The organism is Mannheimia bovis, assembly GCF_014541205.1.
In the GTDB taxonomy this organism is placed as follows: domain Bacteria; phylum Pseudomonadota; class Gammaproteobacteria; order Enterobacterales; family Pasteurellaceae; genus Mannheimia; species Mannheimia bovis.
In genome coordinates, this window is sequence record NZ_CP061280.1 from 1129796 (window position 1) to 1148553 (window position 18758).

The 18758-nt window shown below is 39.8% G+C and carries 24 protein-coding genes; all 24 read left to right on the plus strand.

Annotated elements, in window-relative coordinates; all coding sequences use genetic code 11:
• The first annotated feature begins 145 nt into the window (after positions 1–145).
• The 24 genes from ICJ55_RS05735 (at position 146) to ICJ55_RS05845 (ending at position 18739) form a co-directional block, all read left to right on the plus strand.
• Positions 146–1015, plus strand: a complete 870-nt coding sequence (locus ICJ55_RS05735; RefSeq protein WP_244141755.1) for a GPO family capsid scaffolding protein — start codon at positions 146–148, stop codon at positions 1013–1015.
• Positions 1016–1017: 2 nt separating this feature from the next.
• Positions 1018–2046, plus strand: coding sequence for a phage major capsid protein, P2 family (locus ICJ55_RS05740; protein WP_188155938.1), 1029 nt, complete (start codon positions 1018–1020; stop codon positions 2044–2046).
• Between the two features lie 8 nt (positions 2047–2054).
• A complete protein-coding gene (locus ICJ55_RS05745; RefSeq protein ID WP_244141756.1) occupies positions 2055–2891 on the plus strand; it encodes a phage terminase small subunit in 837 nt (278 codons plus the stop codon).
• Positions 2884–3336, plus strand: a complete 453-nt coding sequence (locus ICJ55_RS05750) for a head completion/stabilization protein (RefSeq protein ID WP_188155940.1) — start codon at positions 2884–2886, stop codon at positions 3334–3336. Before ICJ55_RS05745 ends, ICJ55_RS05750 begins: the two co-directional genes overlap by 8 nt.
• Positions 3324–3803 carry a phage tail protein gene (locus ICJ55_RS05755; RefSeq protein WP_125134746.1) on the plus strand — a complete coding sequence of 160 codons (480 nt, stop codon included), beginning with the start codon at positions 3324–3326 and terminating at the stop codon, positions 3801–3803. The genes ICJ55_RS05750 and ICJ55_RS05755 overlap by 13 nt, the downstream gene beginning before the upstream one ends.
• Entirely contained in the window at positions 3800–4600 is an 801-nt protein-coding gene (locus ICJ55_RS05760) for a phage virion morphogenesis protein (RefSeq protein WP_425168877.1), read from the plus strand. Before ICJ55_RS05755 ends, ICJ55_RS05760 begins: the two co-directional genes overlap by 4 nt.
• A 32-nt stretch (positions 4601–4632) precedes the next feature.
• Positions 4633–5763 (plus strand): DUF2586 domain-containing protein, encoded by a 1131-nt coding sequence (locus ICJ55_RS05765; protein WP_188155942.1) that lies wholly within the window; start codon positions 4633–4635, stop codon positions 5761–5763.
• 3 nt (positions 5764–5766) lie between these two features.
• Entirely contained in the window at positions 5767–6219 is a 453-nt protein-coding gene (locus tag ICJ55_RS05770; RefSeq protein ID WP_188155943.1) for a phage protein, read from the plus strand.
• An 89-nt stretch (positions 6220–6308) separates the two neighbouring features.
• Positions 6309–6551, plus strand: a complete 243-nt coding sequence (locus ICJ55_RS05775; protein WP_188155944.1) for an HP1 family phage holin — start codon at positions 6309–6311, stop codon at positions 6549–6551.
• On the plus strand, positions 6535–7095 hold the full coding sequence (locus ICJ55_RS05780) for a lysozyme (protein ID WP_188155945.1): 561 nt from the start codon (positions 6535–6537) through the stop codon (positions 7093–7095). The genes ICJ55_RS05775 and ICJ55_RS05780 overlap by 17 nt, the downstream gene beginning before the upstream one ends.
• Positions 7085–7462, plus strand: a complete 378-nt coding sequence (locus tag ICJ55_RS05785) for a hypothetical protein (protein ID WP_188155946.1) — start codon at positions 7085–7087, stop codon at positions 7460–7462. Before ICJ55_RS05780 ends, ICJ55_RS05785 begins: the two co-directional genes overlap by 11 nt.
• Positions 7377–7589 (plus strand): Rz1-like lysis system protein LysC, encoded by a 213-nt coding sequence (gene lysC, locus ICJ55_RS10750; protein ID WP_425168893.1) that lies wholly within the window; start codon positions 7377–7379, stop codon positions 7587–7589. The genes ICJ55_RS05785 and lysC overlap by 86 nt, the downstream gene beginning before the upstream one ends.
• Positions 7590–7607: 18 nt before the next feature.
• Positions 7608–7925: a putative phage tail assembly chaperone gene (locus ICJ55_RS05790; RefSeq protein WP_188155947.1), complete on the plus strand. Its 318-nt coding sequence runs from the start codon at positions 7608–7610 to the stop codon at positions 7923–7925.
• Positions 7926–7933: 8 nt separating this feature from the next.
• Positions 7934–8104: a DUF6890 family protein gene (locus tag ICJ55_RS05795; RefSeq protein ID WP_188157735.1), complete on the plus strand. Its 171-nt coding sequence runs from the start codon at positions 7934–7936 to the stop codon at positions 8102–8104.
• Between the two features lie 34 nt (positions 8105–8138).
• Positions 8139–10283 carry a phage tail tape measure protein gene (locus ICJ55_RS05800; protein ID WP_188155948.1) on the plus strand — a complete coding sequence of 715 codons (2145 nt, stop codon included), beginning with the start codon at positions 8139–8141 and terminating at the stop codon, positions 10281–10283.
• A complete protein-coding gene (locus tag ICJ55_RS05805) occupies positions 10283–10615 on the plus strand; it encodes a DUF2590 family protein (RefSeq protein WP_188155949.1) in 333 nt (110 codons plus the stop codon). Before ICJ55_RS05800 ends, ICJ55_RS05805 begins: the two co-directional genes overlap by 1 nt.
• On the plus strand, positions 10612–11778 hold the full coding sequence (locus ICJ55_RS05810) for a baseplate J/gp47 family protein (protein ID WP_188155950.1): 1167 nt from the start codon (positions 10612–10614) through the stop codon (positions 11776–11778). Before ICJ55_RS05805 ends, ICJ55_RS05810 begins: the two co-directional genes overlap by 4 nt.
• Before the next feature lie 3 nt (positions 11779–11781).
• Positions 11782–12309, plus strand: a complete 528-nt coding sequence (locus ICJ55_RS05815) for a phage tail protein (protein WP_188157689.1) — start codon at positions 11782–11784, stop codon at positions 12307–12309.
• A gap of 37 nt (positions 12310–12346) precedes the next feature.
• A complete protein-coding gene (locus ICJ55_RS05820) occupies positions 12347–14905 on the plus strand; it encodes a phage tail-collar fiber domain-containing protein (RefSeq protein WP_188155951.1) in 2559 nt (852 codons plus the stop codon).
• Between the two features lie 9 nt (positions 14906–14914).
• Entirely contained in the window at positions 14915–15529 is a 615-nt protein-coding gene (locus ICJ55_RS10720; protein WP_341780477.1) for a DUF4376 domain-containing protein, read from the plus strand.
• Positions 15513–15779 (plus strand): hypothetical protein, encoded by a 267-nt coding sequence (locus ICJ55_RS05830; RefSeq protein ID WP_188155952.1) that lies wholly within the window; start codon positions 15513–15515, stop codon positions 15777–15779. The genes ICJ55_RS10720 and ICJ55_RS05830 overlap by 17 nt, the downstream gene beginning before the upstream one ends.
• A 16-nt stretch (positions 15780–15795) precedes the next feature.
• Positions 15796–16557 (plus strand): hypothetical protein, encoded by a 762-nt coding sequence (locus tag ICJ55_RS05835; protein WP_188155953.1) that lies wholly within the window; start codon positions 15796–15798, stop codon positions 16555–16557.
• Positions 16547–17128 (plus strand): baseplate complex protein, encoded by a 582-nt coding sequence (locus ICJ55_RS05840; protein ID WP_188155954.1) that lies wholly within the window; start codon positions 16547–16549, stop codon positions 17126–17128. Before ICJ55_RS05835 ends, ICJ55_RS05840 begins: the two co-directional genes overlap by 11 nt.
• Positions 17129–17137: 9 nt before the next feature.
• Positions 17138–18739 (plus strand): hypothetical protein, encoded by a 1602-nt coding sequence (locus ICJ55_RS05845; protein ID WP_188155955.1) that lies wholly within the window; start codon positions 17138–17140, stop codon positions 18737–18739.
• The last annotated feature ends 19 nt before the right edge of the window (positions 18740–18758 follow it).

Below are 18758 nucleotides of genomic sequence, written 5' to 3' on the forward strand. Positions count from 1 at the left end.
ATTTATTGTGCTGTTTTTCGGATATGGTCGGATATACCTCAAATTTGCTTCATATCCGAATAGAACAGAAATCAACCAAGTGAAAAGCCTAGAAATTTAAGTAAGAATGCGGGCATTGACCGATTTCAATTTAATAAAGGCAGTTATGACAACAGTAAGTAAAAGTAAGTTACGTACAGATTTTATTTGTATCGCAACATCCGGAACAACAGTAGATGGCCGTGAAATCACTAAGCAAGAATTGCTGGATATGGCAGAAACCTATAGCACGGATTTATATACTGCGAATATGTGGCCTGAACATAGACGTTGGTTTAACTTTGGGCAAGTGCTAGAAGTAAAAGTAGAAGAAGTATCGGGTGAATTAAAACTCTTTGCCGTGCTTGCACCAAATGATCATCTTATTAGCTGGAATAAAGATGGGCAATATCTATTTACCAGTATCGAAATCACCCCGAATTTCCGTGGTAGCGGCAAAAGTTACCTTACCGGCTTAGGCGTGACCGATTCACCGGCATCTGTAGGCACTACTCAACTACAATTTAATATTAAAGATGCACCTCAAAATACAGTGGCAGGTGAATACACTCAAATCAATCTTGCTTTAAATGACAAGCAAAATGATGAAGAAAAGTCTTTTTTTAATATGGTAAAAGCCTTTTTTACGCAACATAGTGAAAAAGAGCCTGAAACAACCCAGATAATTCCCCAAAACAATAATAACAAAGAGGAAAAAACAATGGACGAAAAGCAATTTTCACAGCTTCTTAATGCGGTGAATGGCTTAGGTGAAAAAGTGGAAAAATATTTCACTCAAACCCCTGCCACGCCGGCACCAGAGCCAGCACCGAAGCCGGAAGAGCCAGCTCAAGCACAAGGTATTACAACAGAACAATTTAACCAGTTATCAAGTGCAGTAAGCGAATTAAATAAAAAATTCGATGCATTAGCTGAAGTCAAAACACCTGTTCCGGGTGGTGTACCTGAAACCAAAGAATTTAATACGGCGGTGTAAGAATGAATAGTGTAGCAGCAAAACTCTTTTATGCTTTAGTAACTAACGCAGCTAATTTTTACGGTGCAGACCCAAATTTAGCGTTAGCAGGTAAGCAATACAACATCGAAACATCAAAAGCGGTTGTATTACTCGGTAACATCCAAAGCCGTTCGGATTTCTTAGAGCAAATCAACGTTATCACGGTAAAAGATGTTGAGGGTGATCTCATTTATGGCCCGGCTGAAGGCGGTATTACTGGCCGTAAAGCAGATGGCCGTTTCCGCAAGAAAGTCAGTGCCAACGGCTATAAGTATAAATTAGCCGAAACAGATTCAGGCGTGTTAATCCCTTGGACTAAAATCAGTCAATGGGGGCATTTATCAGACCAATTCGCATCACTCTATGCGGAATACGTTCAACGCCAAATCGCCTTAGATATGATTAAAATCGGCTTCTACGGCGAATCTGTAGCAACCAATACGACAGACAGTAACTTAGCTGATGTCAATAAAGGTTGGTTACAGTTTGTGCGTGAGAATAAACCGACCCAAATTTTAACTAAAGGCAAAAATGAAGGTGAAATCCGCATTTTTGGTGACGAAGGCGATTATAAAAACCTTGACGAATTAGCGTATGACTTAAAGCAAGGTTTAGCAGAAGTACATCGTGATGCCGGTGATTTAGTTTTCTTGGTCGGTTCAGATTTAGTCGGCAAAGAGGCAAGCCTTGTTTATAAAGGTAACGGCTTAATTGCTACCGAAAAAGCAGCATTAAATACCCAAGATTTAATGAAAACCTTCGGTGGTATGAAGGCAATGCTTGTGCCGAATATGCCACCACGTTTAGCGGTAGTAACCAGCCTTAAAAACCTATCAATCTATACGCAAGAAAACAGCGTGCGTCGTGGTATGAAAGACGATGACGAGTTAAAAGCGGTTAAAGATTCATACTGGCGAATGGAAGGCTATGTGGTTGAAGACCCAAGCAAATTCGCAGCGATTGAATTTAAAAATGTAAAACTTTTAGAAGCAGACGGAAGCTATAAATAATTATGGGAATGCGTGAATTTCAAGCTCAAATGCGAGCATTACAGGAAATTGAACAAAGCAATGGTTATACTGCAACCAAACAGGCGGTAGTTGCCAAGCACGGAAGCGATTATTCCGTGTTACAAATTGCTTTGGTTAATGATGTAAACCGAATTCGTGCATTACCTACATTAGAACTTCGTGCGGAAGAGAAACGCAATGTATTTCTTCCGCATTGGCTCCCGTTTGTGGACGATTATTTCAACAAAGGCGAGGTTTACCAAAATGACATACTGGGCTATTGCATCGTGTATCTGTTTGATATTGGTGATTTTGACCGGGCATTATCCCTTGCTGAAAAGGCAATCACTCAAAATCAGTCGTTGCCCGATGATTTTCGTTCTACGTTGCCCACATTCGTCGCAGACCAAATCTACAAATGGACAGACAAAACAGCCACAGCCGGTCAATCCGTTGAGCCATATTTTACACAGACTTTGCAAAACGTGGCGACCAAGTGGAAGTTACACGAAATTAAAGTCGCTCAATGGTTGAAATTAGCTGCTGCACTCTTACTGCGAAATGAAGTAGGGCGAGTACACGCAGCAAGTGTGAACGACCCATTAAAATTGATTATGGCTATTCAATTATGTGTAAGAGCTTTCCAGCTACATCACAAAGTGGGCGTTAAAAATATGGTTGAACGTTGCATTATGCGGTTAAACGCACTGCAGCAAGCAGGCGAATATCAGCCTGAAAAATTCCCTCCAGTGGCTAGTTTAAGTTTGGAAAAAGTGGAAATTGATTTTCCGTTACTTATTGAAAAACTTAAATCTAGCCCACCTCCGGAGGTGAATAATGTTTAATGGCAGAACGACAGAATACGATGATATTACCATCACGAATAACGGATTTTGGCCTGATGTGAATGTGCAGGAGTTTCAAAAACAGCGTGCAATCCCATTCCAAATACCCGTTGAGATGGTAAGAGCTTCTCTTATATCAGCTATGCAACAAGTGAATTTAGATCTTGTTGAAGTTGAAAAAAAACATCTAGACAGCGGTATTGAAAATGCTGAACAAATATCAGCATCAACCGTAGGGGGCGAAAATTACGCCCAAACGCTTTATAAAAAAGCGGTATTTGCAAGAGCCAAACACGAGCTTTTGCCCGAATTTAACACATTGTCAGCCCGTGAATTACACGAAAAACGGCAATATGTGGAAGAACAAAAAAGCCTATTAGCTGAAGCGACCCACGCAATCAGAGTGCTAAAAGGCAAAAATAGAGGCAGTGTATGTCTGATTTAAAACGGAAGTTTCTTTATCAACAATTAACCGACTTTTTACTGACAAAGCTGCCGAAACGTTATCACGGGAATTTTTATTCTTGGATTGAAAACGGCAAATTAGTTAATCAAGGAAAGAATGTCACAGCGAATGGTATTGAAGTTGCTCATATTAAATATGATGCGGTGCTGTGGTTTGATTCATTCCCATATAGAGAAATCCAAGCTCCATTCATAATGGCGTTAATTCAAATTTGGTTGAATGAAAATGATGTCTTAAGAGATCAGTTAGACCATTATGAAAGTGATTTTGACCTAGATATTTTGGATGATAAAACGGCAGATTTAAGTTTTACGATTAGCTTTGAAGAACCTCTTACAGCTATGGAAAATAACGAAGGGTCATTAATGATTGATGGGGTTAAGTATCAACTACAAGATATTGAAATTTATTATGCTGAAGATATTACGGTTGAGGTTGTCAAGTGATTGAGTTGCGTGCAAATTCGGCAAGCCTAAAACAATTTAGGCACGATTTAGCCATTTTAATGTTATCGGGTGCAGATAAAGCAAAAATCAAAAAATATACTGCCCAGGCCATTAAACGAAATGCACAATCCAACATCAATAAACAACAATCGCCTGATGGTGTGCCTTGGAAAGCAAGGCAAAAGCCGGTTGATATAACAGGGTTAAGCAAACGTGATGCTAAAAAACAAACAAAAATGCTAAAGAACCGGGCAAGATATTTAGTGACCCAAGACATAGGGATTAATGTTGCCAAAATGTGTTATCGCATTCAGCGTACAGGTGAAATATCTTCTATTCACCAATTAGGGTTGGTAGATACCTTGCCTCAAGCAAATAATGAAAAGCAATCAGGGGTAGAAAGGAAATCTTTAAATAGTCCGGCAACAGAAAGACAGGCAAGACGGCTTAATCAACTGGGTTATAACGTAGCAGATAAACCAAATAGGCAGACTAAAAAAACACGCTCAAAATCTGAATTAAAAATCATCCAAGAAAAATGGAAGCAAAGAATTCAGAGTGGAAAAAATCGCCACAAAGTGAGTGATAAAGAAATTATGCAAACCTTAACTATAGGTCAGGCGGGTGTTTTAATTAGACTATTAGATCCTAATTATGATGCAAAAACTTATAGAGAACGCTTTAAAGCACGTAATGGTAAGCCTCTACCTAAGCGAACATTCTTGGATACTGACGAAAAAAGAAATGCGGAACGAATGACGAAAGCGATAGAGCGGTTGCATAAAGAAAAGAAATAACACTTAAACCAAAACAATAAGAGGACAAACAAATGTTCCCAGGTGTACAAATCAACACCCTTAATTTGTTAAGCGGTGAAAATAAAGAAATTGAACGCCACGCATTATTTGTTGGCGTAGGCACTCATAATGTCGGCAAGTTACTGTCGCTTAGCCCTGATAGTGATTTAGATAAATTGCTCGGCGAAGAAAAAACAGTGCTGAAGTCGCAAATTAAGGCAGCAATGCTAAATGCCGGTCAAAACTGGTTTGCTTATGTCTATATTGCTGCTGAAGATGGTTACGACTTTGTGAAAGCAGTATCGGAAGCTAACGCGGTATCATCGTTTGAATATGCGGTAAATACTTACACATTGGGCGTAGATAAACAAAAAATTAACGCTTTGCAATCCTTATATTTTGAATTGGTTGCGAAATTAGGTCGCCGCACATTCTTCATTCAATCGATTGAGCCGATTAACACAGACGAAGATTCGGGCGAATCTTGGGATGATTATGTGGCTAAATTAGTACGCTTACAAGAAACTTTGGCGTGTGAACATGTAATGCTAGTGCCGACCTTGTTTGGTAATGAAGTTGGTGTGATTGCAGGGCGTTTAGCCAACCGTGCGGTCTCCATTGCTGACAGCCCTTGCCGAGTGCTAACCGGTCCATTATTAGAAATGGGGTCAGCAGAAAAACCAAAAGATAAAGACGGTTCAGAGTTGAATTTATCTCACCTCAAAGCACTAGAAAAAGCTCGCTATTCTGTGCCGATGTGGTATCCGGACTATGACGGCTATTACTGGTCTGACGGCAGAACCTTAGATGTTGAAGGGGGCGATTTTCAGGCGATTGAAAATTTACGGGTTGTTGATAAAGCCGCTCGTGCGGTGCGTTTATTGGCGATTGCTAAAATCGGCGACCGTTCGTTTAATTCAACCGCTTATAGCACCGAATACCATCAGCAATATTTCGCTAAACCGTTACGTGATATGAGCAAATCCACCACGGTAAACGGCAAAGAATTTCCGGGTGAATGCTTTCCACCGAAAGATGATGCGGTCACTATCACCTGGCATAGCAAAACCAAAGTCACAATTTATATTAAGGTTCGTCCGTATGACTGCCCGAAAGAAATCACCGTGAATATTTTCTTAGACTTGGAAACATTAGGAGATTAATCAATGGAACGCATTTCAGGAATGTCTTTTGACTTTGCTTTTATGGGCTTACCGATTCACGCTGAAAATATTACCTTGAGTATTACCGATAATTCAGCCGTTGCACAAACCCGAGGTATTCCGGACGGCTGGGTAAGCGGTGATGTATCGGCAGAAGGTGAAATTGAGTTAGATGCTAAAAATTTTGCAAAAATCTCAACTGCCGCCGCTGCAGCAGGGAGTTACCGCAATTTACCGGAAACCGATTTCACTTTTTTTGCAATGCGAGGCGGTGTACGGGATAAGGTGGAAACCTTCGGCAATAAGTTAGTGTTGTCCGACTTGTTAAATATTGACCCTAAAGGCGGCTCTAAAACCACTAAAAAAGTGAAGTTTTTTGTGACAAGTCCGGATTTTGTCAGAATTAATGGCGTACCGTATCTTTCCGATGAAGATACCCGTGATTTAATCGGCTAATCGAATTTAGGGGCAATTTGAACACTACAGATAACAATAATAATAAACGAAAGAGCGAATTTGCCCCTAATCTTTCTTGAGGTCTTGGAATGAACGGAAAATTAGAAGGTTCAGTACCGTTTTTAGGCTCATTACTTGCTTTAGTATCAGGATGGAGCTTGTCTGAATGGGCATCATTATTCGGTATCGTATTTGGTGCAATTACAGTCTTAATTACTTATAAAAAATACAAAGAAGACATTGCATTGCACAAGCAAGAGTTAAATTACAAATTATTATTGGCTCGAATTGAAGCTAAAAAATTGGGGATAATAGATGAAAGTATCGGGTAAGGCTTTATTTATCGGCTGCTCTATTTTGGCTGTTTTGGCATCAGTAGTTGAATCACCAAAAGCAAATGAAATCAGAACGAGCAAAGAGGCTTTATTGTTAATTGCAAACGCAGAAGGCTGTGCCAGAACACCGTATCGTTGCCCTAGTGATGTATGGACCGATGGTATCGGCAATACTAACAATGTTACACAAGGTCGCTATTTAAGTCTTGAGGAAATTGCTGATGATTTTATTGAAAATATCAAGGTTGCAGAGCAATGCGTAAATACGCATTTTAACGGCAAGAAAATGAACCAAGGGCAATTTGATGCTATGACATCACTTGTCTTTAATGTGGGGTGTTACGGGGTAAGAACCTACTACCACAAACAATTAGGCAAAAGAGTGCCAACCTCATTATATAAGCACGCTCAAGCACTCAATTTTAAAGCGATGTGTAGTCACATTAATGATTTTAACAAGTCAGGTGGCAAAGTATTAAAAGGTTTAGTGATTCGCCGAGCCAAAGAAACTGAATTTTGTGTGAAACAGTATGCAAATTAAAAATATTATTCTTGTGATTTTTTGTGTGGCATTAACCTTTTTTACTACCTCCGCTAAGTATTACAAAGCAAGGGCAGAGAAAAGTGAGTTGGCATATCAACAACTGCGGGCAACATTTGAGGAAAATCAAAAAATGCTACAGAAATACCAACAGCAAATGAGCAAATTAACCACAGAATTAAACTCGGTAACTGCACAAGCTAACCAGCGTAAACAAGTATTGCAAGAGGTACTGGCAAATGAAAAAAATCAAAAATGGCGTAATGAGCCTGTGCCTGATGATGTTATTCGGGTGTTCAAAGAGCGTTCCAGACGTGGCGAAACAAAAATTAATTTGCCCGCAGACAACGGAGTGCAGAAACATTAATCCGCAAGTAGCAACAAATGGATTAATGGTCCAAAGCCTAAATGAGGCATTAGACAAATTAGAGGTATGTGTTATCGCTTATCAAGCAGTAACAGATTGTATCACCGATTTTAACAACCAAAATTAAAAACAAAAGGAACTAAAAATGACAGAACCAGTTAAAAACGAAGCTCAAACCCTATTAGATAAATTAATGGCAAACGTAAAAGACAGCGTAACCATTTCTATTTCCGGCACAGATTTCACCTTTAATCGTGATGATGCAGCTTACGATGCAATGGTAAATGAAATTGAAGGGAACAATAAAACCACCCCAATTAAAGACTATTTATTAGCTATCATCAAGCGTGAGCAGCGTGACGACCTTATTAAAATTATTAATGTTCCGGGCTTAGCCCCTCAAGTTGCCGGTGCAGTAAATAAGGTGTTAGTGCCAAAAGTTGAAATCACAGTAAAAAACTAGCACAGCGTGTGAATGCAATAGAGGGCAATGGTTTATCACAAGCCATTGCACTACGAATGCACTATCTACCACACGCAGATAACAGTGAGTACAATCTTGCTAGGGCAATTTGGCTAAACAAACAGTATTTTGAAAACTTAGCCAATTCAGTATCAACAGGCATTGCACAATGTTTTTAAGGTGTAATGCCTTTTTATTAGGTATTTAATATTTATGGCGATTCCGGGTTTAGAGTACATCATCAGCTTAAATGACCAACTTTCAGGACCTCTAAGAGAAGTAATGAAAGATGTTGATGCATTAGGCGATAGCCTTACATCTATTGCAAGTATTGGTGCTGCTTTTGCCGGTGCTGCCATTGGTATTGGTGCTTTTGTTGATACTAACTTAACTGCTTTAGATGAAATTCATCAGTTATCAAATGTTACTGGGGTTGCTGCAAAAGAAATTTACGAATTAGGCAAAGTAGCAGAAGTAAACGGCTCAAGTAGTGCCGCTGCTCAAGCCTCTATTGAAGGCTTGTCGAAAACCATTGGTGAGGCGGTAACCGGTGTTGGTAAAGGTGCGAAAGTATTTGAAAAGTTTGGAATCAAAGTTAAAGACCAAGTTGGAAATGCACTCCCATTCAGTGATGTATTGGATAACATTATGGCTAAAATGGGAAAAATGAGCGAGGCCGAAGAAATTGCAATGCTCTCTAAACTCGGTATTGACAAAACAATGATTCAAACTCTACGAATGGGTTCAAAAGAATTAGATGATGCAAAGCAAAAAGCAAGGGCACTAAGTTTAGGTGTTGGTTTAGATGCAAATGCCAAGGCTGCGGCTGAATTTAAAGATGCCTTAACGCTTGTTACCCAGGTTATCAAGGGAGCGGGTGAGTACATTAGTGTGCGACTGGCTCCATATTTGCAAAATATTATGGAGTTATTCACAGACTGGTACATCGTGAATAATGATTTAGTCAAAGAGAGCCTGGGCGGAATTACTACGGCCTTAGGTAATGTACTGAAATTTGTGTTTAAGACCGTGCAAGCAATAGATCGTATTTTACAAGCCACAATAGGCTGGAAAGGTGCTGCATTAGTTTTAGTTGCTGCTTTAGCTTTGGTTAAAAAACAAATGATTTTAACCTTTATTGCTAACCCGGTAACTAAATTAGCCACAGGGATTCTTGCTTTAATCTTATTAATTGATGATTTAGTCGTTTATATGAAAGGCGGTAAATCTTATTTTGGTACAGCGTGGCAACCATTAGTTGATGTTATTCGTGCTTGTCAGGTGCAGTTTGCGAAATTTAAGCCTTATTTATCTGCTGTTTACGAAAAATTGAAACCATACCTACCAATGATTATTGGTATTGTAGCCGGAATTAAAGTGGGAGCTTATGTATTAAGTGGCATTGCTTCTGTATTTGGTGTTGTAACTACTGCAGCAAAACTATTTTTTACTGTATTAAAAGTCGGTATTTTAGGCAACCCAATAGGATTAATTTTGACTGCATTAACTACCTTAGGCGTTTTGATTTACGAAAACTGGGACGTATGTAGTGCATTTTTTAGCAATTTAGGTACTGATATTCAAGATGTTTGGGGGCAATTTACTGCTTGGTTAGGCAGTGTTAAACAGTGGTTTGTTGAATTGGGTGAAAATGTTTACGGCATTTGGGAAAGTATTTGGGGCAATATTACTGTAATTTTCACTGGTGTAATGAATACCATCACTCAATTATGGCAAAGTGTGACAGACGGCTGGAAAAATACAGACCCTGCACAAATTTTTAGCTCTTTAGGTAATGGGGTTAAGAACGTGTTCAATAATATTTTTACCGGCTTGAAAAATATGTTTATTGACACTTTAAACTGGATTATCAAACAAGCCAACAAACTAGGTGGGGTGATTGGGGTGGAAATCCCATTAATACCAACAGTGCAAAATCAACCTATTACCCAAACAAATTTAGCGAATAGTGCTACAAATGCGGCACAAAGTGTTGCAAGCACTGTACAAAATATATCAGCTTTAACAACTGGAGTAATGCCAAGTGTAGGGTCTGCTGTCGTAAATCAGGCACCCCAAAATACGATAGCACCCGAAATTAATGCGATAAATACCATTACAAAAACATCAAACCCAATGGCACTAGAGAAACCAAATGTCAATAAACAGCATTTTGCCTTACCGGAAAACACTAAAGCTCAATTAGTGCCAATGCCTCAAGGTTCAGTAAGTAAAAATATAACTATGAATCAGAATAACAGTAAAACGGTGCATATTGGCTCTATTGTAGTGAACGAAGCGGTAAATGCACAGCAACTAGCACAACAAGTAAAAGATAATGCAGGGTTAATGGCGTAATGAGTGAAAAACTTTATATTGATTTATTAATTACAGGTGAGGACATCACTTTAGATAGCGGCAATCAACCCATTATGTGTGATAACCGAGTATCTATCGCCCAAGATGTTAAGCACGCCATTTTAGAAAGTGGTTTAGCAACATTATTAATTGCAGAGCGTAGCCGTATTTTGCGGCGAGATATTATCTTACAAATCATTTTACTGGTTGAAGAAGATGAAAGATTAATTCCGGGAACTGTTGTAATTAATGAAGAAAACCCACGCCGATTGTTGCTTACCGCCGATACTTATGATTTTGGCAAAATTGATAGTCAGGAAATTTTACTATGACAGAAAATTTTAAACAGATGTTAGTTGAATCAGGTTTGCCGGTAGAAGAAACGCAAATTGTGCAAGAATTTGAAACACTGGTTGAGCAAGGTAATTTAATTACCAATACCAGTCGAATGTCACCATTTTGGCGATTGGTGACGGCTATTGCCGTTAAGCCGGTGAAGTGGCTAACCGATTATCTGATTAATGATATTTTACCTAACCTCTTTGTCAAAACCGCAAGCGGGAAATGGCTACAAATTCACGCTTGGTCGGTTGGGTTAGATTTTAAACCGGCAACAAAAGCTCAAGGCGTAATTGAGTTTACCAAACAATCGGCGGTTACGCCTATCACCATTAAAAAAGGCACCATTATTCAAACCGAACGAATTAATGACACCATTTTTAGAGTAGTGGTCACTGAAGATACTTTTATCCCTCAAGGCATACTTGCTGCATTAGTGCCGGTTGAGGCTGAATTAGCGGGTAGTAGCTATAATTTAGCAGGCGGATACTACCGTATTTTACCCGAAGCAGTACAAGGTATTGCAAGCGTAGTGAATAAAAATGACTGGCTAACCGTTCCGGGGGCAGATAAAGAAACCGATGAGGAACTACGCCAGCGTTACAAAGTACAGTTTAATAGTGTTGGTCAGCATCATATTGATAGCGTGTATAAAAGTATGATTGCTCGTGTTGCAGGTTTATCGGTTGACCGTATTTATTTTAAACATAATGCCCCACGTGGCCCGGGGTCGGCGAATGCTTATTTATTACTGGATACCGGTGTGACCAGTCAGCCGTTTATTGATGCGGTAAATAATTACATTACCAATCTTGGCAATCACGGACACGGTGATGACTTAGTCTGTTTCGCAATGCCTGAAACCCGGCATACGCTAACGTGCAAAATTTATTTTGAGCCAAATCAAGGTATTCAGAATACGCAAAAGCAATTGATATTAAAGCAAGTAGAACAAATGATTCGCTGTGCGTGGCGTGAAAATAATAATTTTGACGTACACAAAACCTACCCGTTTAGCCGCTTTTCGTGGTCAAGATTAGGTGAAGAAATACATAAGCAAATCCCGAGTATTAAATCAATTATTTGGGGGCAAAATGATGTGATAAGCGATCTAGATATACCACGTATCCAACAATTAACCGTGAGTGAGGTATAAATGATAAAAATCAAACTCCCGTTCTGGATGGATAAAGGGGAGCTAAGCAAAATCGCTTTGCTTTTTGAAAAATGGTGGCAAAAAACGCTGAATCTGTTTTTGGCTACATTCATTGCCCAAGATGAAGAAAAGTGCAATGAAGAAATTTTAAATTTAATTGCTTATCAACGTGATGTCACGAGATTTGCAAATGAGCCGCTGGAGTTATTTAGAAAACGTGTGAAATATGCTTTTATCAATGCGAAAGAGGCTGGTAGTAAAGCCGGTTTTATTCGTATATTTGAGCGATTAGGTATTGGCTACGTAGAATTAGAAGAACGATTTGATGATGAAAATTGGGATGTAATAAAAATTCGCTTAAACGATTCCCAGTTGGCAAAAAATCCGGATTTACTCAATTTGATTATCCGGCAATATGGGCGAACCTGTCGCCGATACACCTTTGAAGTATTGATTAATCATAAAGTGCATATTTACCACGGTGAATTTAACCACGATTACCAAACACACGCAGTAAAATTGGCTATTTAACCTGTTAATTCCAATAAAAATAATAATAGGAAGAACAATGACAACATTAGCAACCCCACAACTTGAGCAATATATTTCCCAGCAAATTGTAAGCGGTCAAACCGTTGTATTTGATGAATTTATTTTTGCGAATATCCCGAATTTAACCGCAGACAGCTTACAGAATCATCTAACTATCCCTAGTGCATCGCATATTGTACATAGACAAGCTATTTCACAAACCGGTGTCGTAAACCAAAATTCAGTAGTGTATTCCGTCACTATCGGTTCAGATATTGGCGATTTTGATTTTAACTTTATCGGCTTAATCAACAAGTCAAAAGGCTTGTTGGGTATTGCTATCTATACCGATACCGTAAAAAAACTTAAAAATAAAAACGGCATTCAAGGTAATAGCCTTACACGCTCGATTTTGCTTGAATTTTCTAATGCTCCACAGCATACAAATATTACGGTTCCCGCTGAAACGTGGCAAATTGACTTCACTTTACGCCTCAACGGTTTGGATGAAAAAATCAGACTAACTAACCGTGATTTATACGGGCGAGCAATCTTTTTTGATGAAGGTTTCTTACTTAAGCGTAAATCCGGTAATAATTTTACAATTACTGCAGGTACAGCTTATGTAGAAGGTGTACGAGCCAATATTACTGCAGATGAGAATATTACTTTGGCATTGCCTTGTTCGGTATATGTTGATGTAGTACATCATTGCACCATAACCGGTGCATATCAAACCGAGGTGAAATTCTTAAAAACGGCTAAAAGTGATTATATTGATACTGCAGGTAATCAACACTATGTACAAATCTTGGCAGATATTGACCAAAACGGCAACATTACAGACCGTCGGTTATTATCACCGTTATTAGGCATTAACCCTAAAGATTTGGATGATACAACGGAAAATAGAGCAGATAAAACAGGGCATACCCATAAATTACCGTTAGCTTCCTTGCTCAAAAAAGGCATAACCCAACTTTTTTCCGGCTTAGATTCCGATGCTGAAGATATGGCAGCCACGCCAAAGGCGATTAAAATCCTCAAAGGCTTAATTGATGCCATTACCCGCAATCTAAACAACTACATCCCCAACAGCAAAAAATCAAATGCGGTTGATAGCAACAGTGCGGATACGGTGGCGACGAGTTTCGCGGCTAAAACCGCTTATGACAAAGGCGTTGAGGCTAAAACTGCTGTCGACAATTTAGACAGGATAGCCTATAAAGTCAATAAATCAGCTGGTTATGCAGGCTCTGTCGCCGCATTACTACAGGAAAATACCGTTTTTAGCACAACAGATGGCAATTTGCTGGGATTGCCACCAACTGCATACAAGTGGGGAGCTGGTGTTTCAATGTCTACAAACGGTGGTAAAGCATTGCTTTATGTTGCACACGTCGGTTCACAAGTTTGGGCGAAGGGTGGTTATAGTGAGGATTATTCGCAGCCGTGGAAACGGTTAGACGGTGCAGATTGGGTAGATGTGCGAGACCGTCCGAGGAGTGTAAATGATTATGGCTTTTTGGATTTCGATGTGGCAGATGTTCTGGATGCAGATTTAAATCACATTACAAAGCCAGGCTTGTATGGACAAAGAGTAAATGTAAGTGCAACGCTTGACCGAAATTACCCTATTCAAGAAGCAGGCACATTATTGGTTACACCATCGGCTTACGGTGTGCAGCAGGAATATACTGCCTACAACTCAAATCAAAAGTATGTTCGAGGGAAGCTGGATACTGTTTGGCAGGCTTGGAAACGTATAGATGCCTTAAACAAGGAAGATGCACTGGTTGAACATAATATTGACTTAACAAGCCTAGACCAAAACAGATGGTATCCTGTGTTAATGCAGATGCCATCAACTCGCAAACTCTATCGCTTTGCTCTCTATCACGCTCTCTATGAGGAAAGCCGTCCAAGCTGGGGATTGCACGAAGGAGGCTTTGGCGTGCGATGTGAATGGGAGGTAATGCCTTCTTCTTGGGGGATATGGCACACCAGTGGGTTAAGACTCATCAAACACTTTGAATACATTCATTGCAATCAATCGCCTTTACTGAATCTAGGACAACTTCCTCAAGAAAGTAAAGAGTATGTTTATCTGCGAGGCGGTGCAAAATACCGTCTTTATTGCGAGCCGGATGTGCGGGTAGAAATCAGCCGAAGTGATTATCACGGTGCATCAGGAGAATATCGTTGGCATATTCCAATGCTCCACGCTTATGATGAGACGCTTGTGCCGAAGCCGCTAAGGGCACAGTTTGATGAAATCTTTGCAGGATTAGCGAATAGAGTAAGAAAAGGCGATATAGCTGTCTTAACCGGCGAAATCTGGCACGACGGCTGGTTACCGATACCGGCAGGATTTGCTGAACACGAGTGCCGTTTTTATATCAGTATGAACGCGGACAATCCGGAGAGCACTGCTTGGGACATAAACGAATTCGGTCCGTATGTGCATTATAAGCAGGAATGCTGGACCAAGAATACTCGCCAAGCCCACTGTCGGATACTACAGACACGACAAGGCGTAGGTCAGGTCTGGCTTGCATCAAAAGCAAATTACTTGGTTATAGGAATTAAATCATAGGAGCAAACAGTGCATTATATCTTTAATAAACACGGCGAACTTGTCGCCACCGCTGACGTTGAGCCAAATCTTGATGATTTAGCCGGTCGAGGCGAACAAGCGGTCGAAAATGAGCAAAATTTTACTAATCCGATATTAATTAACGGCAAAATAGTAGAGAAGGGAATAGCACCAAGTCCTTATCACGAATGGAACGGCAAAAAATGGATATTACCGAAAGGGCAACAAGCGGTCAAAAAAGCCGAAGATATTGCAAAAATGCGGGAGCAAATTAATGCCTTGCGTGACAGTAAAATCAATGGTGGCGTGTATGTTGAGGCAGTAGGTAAATGGATTGACACCGATGCCACAGCGGAGCGTAATATCTTATCGGTCAAAGCAAGTTATGATTTATTTGGTGATATGGAGATTGCGTGGACCTGTGCCGATAACTCCATTTTGATGATTAACAAAGCTAAATTGATGTTGATTTGGCAAGCGTTAATGCAAGCCAAAACAGGTAATCACGCTAACGCATTACGCCACAAGGCAGCGGTTGAACAAGCGGAAAACCCGTTGGAGTACGACTATTCTGACGGTTGGAGTAAAACTTATCAGGAGTTTGTTAATGAGCAAGCTAACTAAAATTAAATCATGGTGCTATCACATCCTTATCGCTATTGACCAGCTATTCAACGCTCTCACAGGTGGAGCGGCGGATGAAACTTTCTCAAGCCGTTGTTACCGAGGGGCTTCAAAACCCAACCCGAAAAAGCGTTGGCGTTTTTGGTATGCATTTGTAAATGGCTTGTTTTTTGACAAGAACCATTGTAAAACCGCTTATTTGAGTGAAGTACACCGCAAGCAATATCCGCCGGAGTTTACGGCAATCTAAGAGGTGCTAAATAAAAATGTGGAAAAAACAATTATTAAAACTATCCCCACAAGCCAAAATAGCACTAGATAATAATTTAAAAGGGGTTTCAACCCCTTTTAATTTATCTGTTAAAGGCACGAAGATTGGGGTGCATAACTGGTCTCACGGCACAGAAGCAAAATCAGGTAAGTATTTATCACCGGAAAACGCAGTGAAGGCATTTATTAAAAAACTTACGGATTATTCAGACCCAAATAGACCTAATGGAGAACAAGATGTTGTACTGATTATGGTGACAGCAAGTGATATTGATGTATTCATTGCTCAACTTGAGCGAGTAAGCATTTTGCTACCAGAGCCAACATTTAAGCAAGCTCTAGACTATGCAAAATCGGCAAAAACATTGCAGGATACAAAAATGGTTAAAACACCGACCATTTCAAGTCCAGCATTTGCCAATGCTGCCGATATTACCCCAGGTTCCGCACGTACAATGCAAAGCATTATGCGTAATGCTCAATCTATGGCTAATGCGGCAAAATCGGGTAATCCAATGCAAGCTATTCAAAGATTATTGCAAATGAAAGCACAGAGAGAGCAACAGAATGCAGCAAAATTAAATCAATTACTTACTGCACAGGCTCAAATTTATGCATTTACAGAACGTGGATTCTTAGAATCAGCTACAACCAAAATGCATTTGAATTTGCCTGATGCCAGCAATGTTTTTACTGCTTGCGTAATGTTTGTAGGAGACAATCTTTCACCACTTAAGGATATGTTAAATGACAATTAGAAAACCAAGCGTACAGCTTGCACTTAATGGCAAGCCAATTTATTTACATAATATCCTAATGACTGTAAGCGTTAAACGTGAAGAAAAAGATATGAGCGGTCAGAAGTCCAGTACAAAGAAAGCGGATAAAGGGATTAAGGCAAAAGAGCTTAGTGTAACCGGGTTAATCCCGTATAACCAAAAAGAATGGCTAACTACGCTTTTTAACTTAGCTGAAGCTGAAGATGGTAAAGGTGAACAAGAAAAATATCGGGTATCAGCAATTATTGCTGAAGCGGTTAATATGCGTGAAGTCCAATTTAGCGGTGAAGTAAGTGCGGTAGATGCCGGTGATAAATTGGCGTGGAAAATCCAATTTCAGTTAAAAGAAGTTAATTCAGTTGCCGAGAAAAAAGAGAGCAGAAAGAAAAAGCCAACCGCGAAGAAGCAGGGGGAAAAGGCTAAATCGACTAAAACAAATTCAAACTCAAATTCGACTAAATCTTCAGGTGGAAAGGTGAATAATGGAGAAACTAATTCACCGGCAGAGAAAAAAGAAACATTATCCGTATTAAGTGATATTTTAGGTTAAGGGTTAAAAATGAAAATTATAAAAACCTGTTTACTTGATGAAAAGGAAGTCGAGCTATCCAGCGAACATATCATTTTAGAGCTGAATAATACTGGTCGTGGCTATGTGACGGTAAAAACTGAAGACGATTGCGTAGGTAAAAAGGTCATTTTTGAAATGGGCGAATATGATCATTATTACACTTGGTTTAATGGCTTTGTAGAGCGTGAACAGTCAGCAGAAAGTGGCTATAAAAAATTATTTATCCGGGAACTAGTTGCCGCATTTGAACGCCCGCTTAATTGCTCGCATCGCCATATTACGTTGCGTAGTTTAGGTGAATGGCTCACACAAGCGGTCGGAATTGAAGTAAAAATTCCAACTGCCGACTATGCCGATAAACCAATTCCTTTATTCACACATAGTGGCAGCGGCTACCAGCTATTACACAATATTGGGCGACAATTTGAAATACCGCATTATATGTGGCAACAATCACCAGACGGCACGCTATACATCGGCTCGCACGCAGATAGCAGATGGCACGGTAAAGATGCCGAGCTAGATAGTAAAGAGGCACTTATCAGCGGCAGTAATGATATGACTATTCCTATTATGGCTGCTATTCGCCCCGGTGCAGTAATTAATGGTAATCGCATTAAAAAAGTAGAGCTACACGGCGATGATTATATTCTGTCTTGGGATACCTTAGACAGTAACGGCAAACCGGTTCAAAAAACACCGGAACGGCGGCAAATGGAAAACGTATTCCCAGAATTGGCTGGTGGATACCATTTACCAAAATATGCAAAAGTGGTTGGTGTAGCAGACCCTTCAGGCGGCGGTGATATATCTGATCCATTTAGACCTAAATATGCCGTTGAATTACAGTTACTTGACGAAGACGGAAACGATGATATAAATACGCCTGTTTATCCTGCAGTACCTTTACCAGTGACAAGTACAGGTTCACAAGGTGGAGATTTTGCATTTCCCGAAATTGGCACTATTGTAGAAGTTGGTTTTGCTTATGGGCGGTCTGATAAGCCTTTTGTGCGTACTATGTTAGCACAAGGTAAAACTGTGCCAGCAGTCGCAATCGGTGAGCAACTTAAACAACAACGCCCTGAAGTGTATGAACGCACGGATTCAGCAGGAAATAAAACACGTGAAACAGACCAACGAATCACAGATAAATCTTTTGAGCGTGTTATCGAAACAGATTCAGAAACTAAGAACATTGGTACATCTACACGAAATATTGATTCAGACGATACCAAAACCGTAGGTGGAAATAAAACTACACACGTTTTAGGTAACATCGAAAGTGTAACGGCAAGTAATAAATCAGTAGGTGTCGGGGGGCAATTGGATGAAAAGATACAAGGAGTTGCAGAAAGAATATCGGATGCTAAAAATAAATTTGTTGCTCCAATAAGTTATATAGGTAGTGGGGAGCAAAATATTTTCAGAATCCTTGAAGACTTATGTCAAATTGTTTCTGACCTTGCCAAATCGGTAAGCACGCATACACATAGAGGAGGACCTCCGCCTGATACTTCAACACAGATAGGTGGTTACGGCACAAAAGCAACCGAAGCTAAAGCTAAACTGACACCAATCATCGAATGATAATAAAGCCACATTACCG

Excerpts from the sequence above, each read along its gene's own strand:
- ICJ55_RS05735 (WP_244141755.1), top strand. The coding sequence starts at position 146 with ATGACAACAGTAAGTAAAAGTAAGTTACGTACAGATTTTATTTGTATC.
- ICJ55_RS05740 (WP_188155938.1), top strand. The coding sequence starts at position 1,018 with ATGAATAGTGTAGCAGCAAAACTCTTTTATGCTTTAGTAACTAACGCA.
- ICJ55_RS05745 (WP_244141756.1), top strand. The coding sequence starts at position 2,055 with ATGCGTGAATTTCAAGCTCAAATGCGAGCATTACAGGAAATTGAACAA.
- ICJ55_RS05750 (WP_188155940.1), top strand. The coding sequence starts at position 2,884 with ATGTTTAATGGCAGAACGACAGAATACGATGATATTACCATCACGAAT.
- ICJ55_RS05755 (WP_125134746.1), top strand. The coding sequence starts at position 3,324 with ATGTCTGATTTAAAACGGAAGTTTCTTTATCAACAATTAACCGACTTT.
- ICJ55_RS05765 (WP_188155942.1), top strand. The coding sequence starts at position 4,633 with ATGTTCCCAGGTGTACAAATCAACACCCTTAATTTGTTAAGCGGTGAA.
- ICJ55_RS05770 (WP_188155943.1), top strand. The coding sequence starts at position 5,767 with ATGGAACGCATTTCAGGAATGTCTTTTGACTTTGCTTTTATGGGCTTA.
- ICJ55_RS05775 (WP_188155944.1), top strand. The coding sequence starts at position 6,309 with ATGAACGGAAAATTAGAAGGTTCAGTACCGTTTTTAGGCTCATTACTT.
- ICJ55_RS05780 (WP_188155945.1), top strand. The coding sequence starts at position 6,535 with ATGAAAGTATCGGGTAAGGCTTTATTTATCGGCTGCTCTATTTTGGCT.
- ICJ55_RS05785 (WP_188155946.1), top strand. The coding sequence starts at position 7,085 with ATGCAAATTAAAAATATTATTCTTGTGATTTTTTGTGTGGCATTAACC.
- lysC (WP_425168893.1), top strand. The coding sequence starts at position 7,377 with ATGTTATTCGGGTGTTCAAAGAGCGTTCCAGACGTGGCGAAACAAAAA.
- ICJ55_RS05790 (WP_188155947.1), top strand. The coding sequence starts at position 7,608 with ATGACAGAACCAGTTAAAAACGAAGCTCAAACCCTATTAGATAAATTA.
- ICJ55_RS05800 (WP_188155948.1), top strand. The coding sequence starts at position 8,139 with ATGGCGATTCCGGGTTTAGAGTACATCATCAGCTTAAATGACCAACTT.
- ICJ55_RS05805 (WP_188155949.1), top strand. The coding sequence starts at position 10,283 with ATGAGTGAAAAACTTTATATTGATTTATTAATTACAGGTGAGGACATC.
- ICJ55_RS05810 (WP_188155950.1), top strand. The coding sequence starts at position 10,612 with ATGACAGAAAATTTTAAACAGATGTTAGTTGAATCAGGTTTGCCGGTA.
- ICJ55_RS05820 (WP_188155951.1), top strand. The coding sequence starts at position 12,347 with ATGACAACATTAGCAACCCCACAACTTGAGCAATATATTTCCCAGCAA.
- ICJ55_RS05830 (WP_188155952.1), top strand. The coding sequence starts at position 15,513 with ATGAGCAAGCTAACTAAAATTAAATCATGGTGCTATCACATCCTTATC.
- ICJ55_RS05835 (WP_188155953.1), top strand. The coding sequence starts at position 15,796 with ATGTGGAAAAAACAATTATTAAAACTATCCCCACAAGCCAAAATAGCA.
- ICJ55_RS05840 (WP_188155954.1), top strand. The coding sequence starts at position 16,547 with ATGACAATTAGAAAACCAAGCGTACAGCTTGCACTTAATGGCAAGCCA.
- ICJ55_RS05845 (WP_188155955.1), top strand. The coding sequence starts at position 17,138 with ATGAAAATTATAAAAACCTGTTTACTTGATGAAAAGGAAGTCGAGCTA.